Source organism: Streptomyces sp. FH025 (genome assembly GCF_017427025.1).
Classification (GTDB): Bacteria; Actinomycetota; Actinomycetes; order Streptomycetales; family Streptomycetaceae; genus Kitasatospora.
Map to the genome: position 1 here is coordinate 1 of NZ_JAFLNG010000451.1, position 6,388 is coordinate 6,388.

General features: G+C 72.5%; 7 protein-coding genes. 1 reads left to right on the top strand and 6 read right to left on the bottom strand.

Going from position 1 to position 6,388, the window contains the following annotated elements:
• The 3 genes from J0670_RS26470 to J0670_RS26480 all read right to left on the bottom strand — a co-directional run.
• A partial coding sequence (locus tag J0670_RS26470) for a cytochrome P450 (protein WP_207814186.1) occupies positions 1–1,067 on the bottom strand: 1,067 nt, incomplete at its 3' end.
• A 35-nt stretch (positions 1,068–1,102) separates the two neighbouring features.
• The gene (locus J0670_RS26475) at positions 1,103–2,473 is read right to left on the bottom strand and encodes an NAD(P)/FAD-dependent oxidoreductase (RefSeq protein WP_207814187.1); all 1,371 of its coding nucleotides are present in this window, start codon (positions 2,471–2,473) and stop codon (positions 1,103–1,105) included.
• The gene (locus J0670_RS26480) at positions 2,463–2,672 is read right to left on the bottom strand and encodes a ferredoxin (RefSeq protein WP_207814188.1); all 210 of its coding nucleotides are present in this window, start codon (positions 2,670–2,672) and stop codon (positions 2,463–2,465) included. The genes J0670_RS26475 and J0670_RS26480 overlap by 11 nt, the downstream gene beginning before the upstream one ends.
• A gap of 42 nt (positions 2,673–2,714) precedes the next feature.
• On the opposite strand from J0670_RS26480, the gene J0670_RS26485 reads away from it, so the two are divergent.
• Positions 2,715–2,924: a hypothetical protein gene (locus J0670_RS26485; protein ID WP_207814189.1), complete on the top strand. Its 210-nt coding sequence runs from the start codon at positions 2,715–2,717 to the stop codon at positions 2,922–2,924.
• Positions 2,925–3,241: 317 nt separating this feature from the next.
• Here the strand turns inward: J0670_RS26485 and J0670_RS26490 are convergent, their stop codons facing one another.
• The 3 genes from J0670_RS26490 to J0670_RS26500 form a co-directional block, all read right to left on the bottom strand.
• A complete protein-coding gene (locus J0670_RS26490) occupies positions 3,242–4,021 on the bottom strand; it encodes a GntR family transcriptional regulator (RefSeq protein WP_307806703.1) in 780 nt (259 codons plus the stop codon).
• 131 nt (positions 4,022–4,152) lie between these two features.
• A complete protein-coding gene (locus J0670_RS26495; protein WP_207814191.1) occupies positions 4,153–5,004 on the bottom strand; it encodes a sulfite exporter TauE/SafE family protein in 852 nt (283 codons plus the stop codon).
• A partial coding sequence (locus tag J0670_RS26500) for a rhodanese-like domain-containing protein (RefSeq protein WP_207814192.1) occupies positions 5,001–6,388 on the bottom strand: 1,388 nt, incomplete at its 5' end. The genes J0670_RS26500 and J0670_RS26495, both read right to left, overlap by 4 nt.

A 6,388-nucleotide genomic window follows, 5' to 3' on the forward strand; every position in this document is an offset into this window, starting at 1 on the left:
CCGTAGCAGAGGTGGATGCCGCTGCCGAAGCCGAAGTGCTGGTTGTCCGGGCGGGTTGGGTCGAAGCGGTCGGGATCGTGGAACCGCTTGGGGTCGCGGTTGCCGGAGGCCAGCGCGAGCACGACGGAGGTGCCCTTGGGGAGGGTGGTGCCGGCGATGTCCACGTCGGCGAGGGGGATGCGTTGGCGCATGTGGACCGGGGGCTCGTAGCGCAGCAGCTCCTCCACCGCGGCCGGTAGCAGGTCGGGTTCGCGGCGCAGCCGGTCCAGGTGGTCGGGGTGGCGTAGCAGGGTGAGGACTCCGTTGGTGATGAGGTTGACGGTGGTTTCGTGTCCGGCGATGAGGAGGAGTACGGCGGTTTCCGCGAGTTCCTCGTGGGTGAGGCGCATGGCCGGGTCGGGTTCGTTGATGTAGGCGGAGAGCATGTCGCCGGTGGGATGGTCGCGGCGTTGTTCGGCGAGGTTGACCAGGTACTGGCCCATCTCGATCCGTGCCTGCTCGCCGGCCCGGTCCCGCTCGGCGGAAGCGTCCTCGTCGGGTCTGACGTCGGCGGAGGCGACGATCGCGTCGGACCATTGCCGGAACTGTGGTTCGTCCTCCTGGGGGACGCCGAGCAGTCGGCAGATGACGGTGACGGGCAGCGGGTAGGCGAAGTCGTCGACGATGTCGATCTGGGTGCGGTCCTGGAGGTCCTGGAGCAGTTCCTCGGTGAGTTCGGTGATCTGGCCGCGCATGGCGTCGATGCGGCCGGGGCTGTGCGGTGGGCCGAACGGCCGCATGGCCAGGTTGCGCAGTCTGTGGTGCTCGGGGTCGTCGAGCCGTAGGAACGGCGGTTTCGGTGTCTCCATGGATGGCTGCGTGGACGGGGCGGCCAGGCTGCGGGGATCGGCGCTGATGCGTGGGTCGTGGAGGAGCGCGGTGATCTCGTGATAGGTGCCGATCAGGTAGCTGCCGTCCGCCTGCCGCACGACGGGACCGGCTTCGCGCAGTTCCGTGTAGAGCGGGTAGGGGTTGGGGCGGTTGGCGTAGTCGGTGATCCGTTCCAGGAGGGTGTCGGCGGCGGCCATGGGATAGGGCTCCTCGTGGTTGGGCGGGACGTGGGTCAGGTGGGCTGGACCACGGTCAGTCGGCGGTCGGGCAGGTGGCCGGTGAGCGCGACGGTGGGGCCGTGGGAGAGTCCCTTCGGATCGGGCACGTCGGAGGGGAGCGGGATCTCGGCCGCGAGTGGGCGGTCGGACGCGCCGGGCGCGGGTGGGAAGGGGGCGGCGGTCTCGATCAGGTGCGTGTAGTAGTCGAGTGACTTGGCCATGTCGACGGTGACCGCGGCGGTGACCCGGCCCTTGTAGCCGTAGACCATCGCCAGGCGACGCTCCTCCAGCGTGCCTTGGGCGATCACCACGTGGTCGGAGAAGGTGGGCACGCCCACGGACTTGATGTTGAGCCCGAACTGGGTCGACCAGAACGTCGGGAGGGCGAGGTGGGGGCGGCGCAGGGGTCCGGGATTGACCATGTTGTGGGCGGCCACCTCGGCCTGCGCGACCGCGTTGCCCCAGTGCTCCAGGGAGAGCATCTGGTAGCCGAACAGTGGGTGGGGGAAGCGCGAGACGTCACCGGCCACGAAGACGTCGTCGGTGACGATGCCGTACATGTCGAAGGCCCGGCACCCGGCGTCGCAGGCGATCCCGCGCGGGCCTGCCGCCAGTCCGGAGTCCGCCAGCCATTCGACGTTGCGGACCGCCCCCAGGGCCGCGACGCACACGTCCGCCTCCACACGGCTGCCGTCGGACAGGTCCGCACCGGTGAACCGGCCGTTCCCATCGCCGCGCAGGGCGGTGACGGTCACCCCGCAGCGCAGGTCCACCCCGTTGTTGCGCTGCATGGCGGCCGCGAGCTTCGACAAGGTGCCGCCGAGCGCGCCCACCAGGGGGGCGGGGCCGCGTTCGGTGACCGTGACGTCGAGACCGCGTTCCCGGCAGGCCGAGGCGATCTCCGAGCCGGTGAAGCCCCCGCCGATCACCAGCACCCGCCGCGGCCCCGCGGCCAGCCGCTCAGCCAGCCCGGCGGCGTCCTCGCGGGTACGCAGCGTGAACACTCCGTCCAGGGCGGCTTCCTCCGCCTTGGGCCAGGGCCTGGCCCGGGTGCCGGTGGCGATCAGCAGCCGGTCGAAGGGCAGCGATTCGCCGTCGGCCAGCACCACCCGTTTCCCGAGAGGGTCCAGGCCGGTGGCGCGGACCCCGAGCCGCCAGTCGGCGTCCGGGTCCCGGTGCATCGGCAGAGCGGTGGAGTCCGCCGCGGCCTGGCCGAGCAGGACCTGCTTGGACAGCGGCGGCCGGTCGTAGGGCGGATGGGGCTCGTCCCCGACCACGGTCAGTGAGCCGGTGAAGCCCTCCTCGCGCAGCGCCTCGGCGGCCCGCAATCCGGCCAGCGACGCGCCGACGATGACGATCCGGCCTTCTCGAAGGTCAGCGGCCAACGGGGCTCACCTCCTTGCCGAGGAGGATGGCCTGGACCGGGCACGCCGCCGCGGCCTGGCGCACGCGCTCCAATTGGTCGTCGGGAACGGCCGGGGTGTACAGCAGCCCCTCCTCCCCGTGCAGCTGGAACACCTCCGGTGCGAGGAACACGCACTGTGCGTAGCCCTGGCAGCGTGTGAGGTCCACAACGATCTGCATCCCATTACTCCCTCCGTCACCCCCTCCGTTCCAGAGTGGGGGATGGACCGGACCTCCGCATGGCTACGGGTCATCCCCGGCGAGAAGGGCCGGGGAGCGGAGAGCCGTCGGCTGACCGGTTACGAGTTCGTCCAGTGGCCGCTGTGCCCCGGGCACCCGCATCCGCTGGAACCGGTGGCCGACGGGGAGCAGGCGTGGTGGAGGTGCCCGTCCTCGGGGGCGGAGATCGGCGCGATCGGCGAGCTGGGCTGAGCGGAACAGCCCGAACCGGTCACCCGGTTGCGGGCCCTCTGCGCGGAACGGCGGACGAGGTGTGTTTGGGCCGCCGGATCCGGGTCAGAGGAGGGATGCCGTGGATCGCGTAGTGCCAGTGGGGAGAGGACAAGCAGGTTGCCTGGCTGGTGCACGACGGGCAGGCGGTGCGCCTGGCTGCGAACACCAGGGGTACGCACGAAGAGTGAGGATTCGCCCCGAACTCGGAGGCTGCTGGACCGCCGCACCAACGAGAACACCCTCGTTCCGAAGGCCTGACCCGAACCGCCCCGGCGTTCACGGGCCGTGAGGCTCCGTCAGGGCGTGTGGACCGGGGCGCCCAACCGGTAGTCGTGTGCGGAGAAGGCGGCGGTGACGGCGAAGCGGTCGGCGCGCACGAGCGTCTGCCGCCATTCGACGCGGCGCCCGTCGGTGTCGTGACCGAGCCGGTCGATCGCGAGCAGCGCGGTGGTCTCGGGGCAGTCGAGCAGGATGCGCTCCCCCCGACCGGGCACGACGGCCCGGATGCGTTCCCAGCCGCCGCGGATGCGGCTGCCGCAGTGGCGTTCGAGTTCGTCGTAGAGCGCGGTGTGGGTGAAGTCGACGTCCAGCAGGGGGCGGGCCACGTCCGCCGGGAGCCAGACCCGGTCGACGGCGAGCGGTTCCTCGTCGGCCAGGCGGACGCGTTCGAGGTAGACGAGCGGTGTGGACTCCTCGAGTCCCAGGCGGGCGGCGATGACGCCGTCGGCGCGCTGGTCGAGGGCGCGTACGACGCTGCGCTGGACGGCGCCGACCTCCTCGACGGAGCGGAAGAGGCTGAACGCCTCGCCGAGGTCCTGTTCCAGTGGGCGGCTCGCGGTGAAGCGCGACGCCTTGCCGCGCTGAGCGGTGACGAGGCCCTCCTCGCGGAGCTTCCGGAGGGCCTCGCGGACCGTGTGCCTGCTGACCAGGTATTCGGCGACGAGGTCGTGCTCGCCGGGGAAGACGTCGCGGAACTCGCCCTCGTCGAGTCGGCGCAGCAGGTCGGCGCGCAGCTGCGCCCAGAGCGGCTTGCCCGGGGATCGGGTGAGCGGGCGGGGGCCGGGCTGGGAGGTCACGGCGTCTTCCTGGAGGTCAGGGGTCGGATCGATGGAGCGGGGCACGGAGTGAATGTTCGTCCCTTCGGGGAGACAGCACAAACCCGAGCCCGCCGACTCCTCACCCGCGAGCCCTTCGGCGCTGGAGCCGGTCAGACCAGGAGGTCGATCAGCATGAAAGCGGCCACCGCGAGCAGCAGGACGGCGAAGGTCCGCTGCAGGGCGGCACCGGAGAGCTTGGCCGCCAGTCGCCTGCCGTCCCAGGCGCCGAGGACGGCGGCCCCCACGAACGGCCCGAAGACCGCCGGATCGAGGGACATGCCCGTGACCGTCAGGCGGGTGGCGAGGGAGACCACCGAGTTGATGAGGATGACCACCAGGCTGGTGCCGACGGCCTTGCGCATCGGCAGGCGAAGCACGGACACCAGGGCGGGCACCGCGAGGAAGCCGCCGCCGACTCCCAGCAGCCCGGTCACCGCACCCAGGCCGGCTCCGGCCGCCACCGTGCCCAGGGGCCCGCCCTTCCCGGCGAGCTCCCCGGACGGACCTGCGACGGCACCGGCGGCATGGGCGGCACCGGCGGCACCGGCGGCACGGGCCGCACCAACGGCACCGGCGTCCTCGGCCGGCGTGCGCTGCGCGGTTCGGGTGCCGCGTAGCATCGCCGCGGCCGCCAGCGCAGCGAGGACGGCGAACGCGGAGGTCAGCACCGCCTGCGGGACGCGGTGGGCGAGCACGGACGCCCCGATGCCGGGGAGCACGCCGGCCGCGGCGAACAGGGCGCCGGTCCGCCAGCTGATGTTGCCGGTGCCGGTGTGGCGGACGAGGGCGGTGACGGAGGTGGCGGTGACGATGACCAGGCTGGTGGTCCCGGCCTCGGAGGGCGAGACGCCCAACAGGTACACCAGGGCCGGGACCGCGAGCACTCCCCCGCCACCGCCCAGCGCGCCCAGGGCCACGCCGACCACGGCTCCGCAGAGCAGGGCGAGGATCAGGACGCTCACGCCGTGACGCCCTCCGGGGCCTGGTCGGCCGGGTGGACGACCTCCCCGTGCCACGCGGCGAAGCCGCCGCGCAGGTCGGTGGTTTCGAAGCCGCGGGCCCGCAGCACGGACGCGGCCACCGACGAGCGGTTCCCGCCCGCGCAGATCACGGTCAACGGCCGCTCGGTCGGCAGTTCGCCCACGCGGGCGAGCAGTTCGGGCAGCGGGATGAGACGGGCGCCGGGGATGGTCCCCTTCTCCCGCACCTCGCCCGGGCCGCGCACGTCCAGCAGCTCGAACTCGCCCGTTCCCTCCGCGAGCCGGTCGGCGAGGGTGTCGGCCTCCACCCGTACGACCGCGGTCAGGTGTGCGGCATCGATCGCCTCCACCGGGGCGGCCAGCGCGCCCAGGACGCGGTCGAAGCCGATGCGGGCCAGGCGGGTCCGGGCCTCGCGCGCGGTGTCCGGGTCACCGCACAGGACGACGGCGTCCTCGGCGTCGAGCACCTGGCCCGCGAGTTCGGCGAACCGACCGCCGAGGGGGATGTTGACCGCACCGTACAGGTGGGCCGCAGCGAACGCCTCCGGGTCCCGGGTGTCCAGCACGGTGGCGCCGCTCGCCCTGGCCTTGAGGAAGTCCTCAGGGGTGAGCGGGGTGACGGGGGTCTCGTGCAGCACCGGGCGGGCCTGGCGGTTGCGCACCGAGGTGAACGCGAAGTAGGCGGGCGCCGCGGGCTGGCCATCGGTCACGACCGCGACGAACTCGTCCTCGGTCATGTCGGCCAGGGCGTAGTTGCCGCGGCGCTGGTTGCCGATCGTGCAGCTCAGCTCGGTGGAGAGGTTCTTGCCGCAGGCCGAGCCGGCTCCGTGCGCCGGGTAGACGCGGGTGTCGTCGGGGAGGGTGAGCAGGGCGCGGGTGGAGTGGTACAGGGCGCGGGCCATCTCCTCGGCGGACCGGCCCCGGGAGCTGAGCAGGTCGGGGCGGCCGACGTCTCCGATGAACAGCGTGTCACCGGTGAGGACGCCGAACGGGACGGTGTCACCGGCGTGTTCGCGGACGACGACGCAGATCGACTCGGGGGTGTGGCCCGGGGTGTGCCGGATCTCCAGGTCGACCTCGCCGAGGCTGAGGTGCTCGCCGTCCTCCAGGGGGTCGGTGTCGAAGTCGAGCGCGGCGGCGGAGCCGAAGGAGATGCGGGCGCCGGTGCGCTCGGCCAGCTCCAGGTGGCCGGAGAGGAAGTCCGCGTGGATGTGGGTCTCGATGACCCGCTCGATGGTCAGGCCGTGGCCCTCGGCGGTGGCGATGTACTCGTCCACGTCGCGCTGGGGGTCGACCACGACGGCCCGGCCGGTGGTGCGGTCACCGACGAGGTACGAGGCGTGGGAGAGGCAGTCGAGGTAGAACT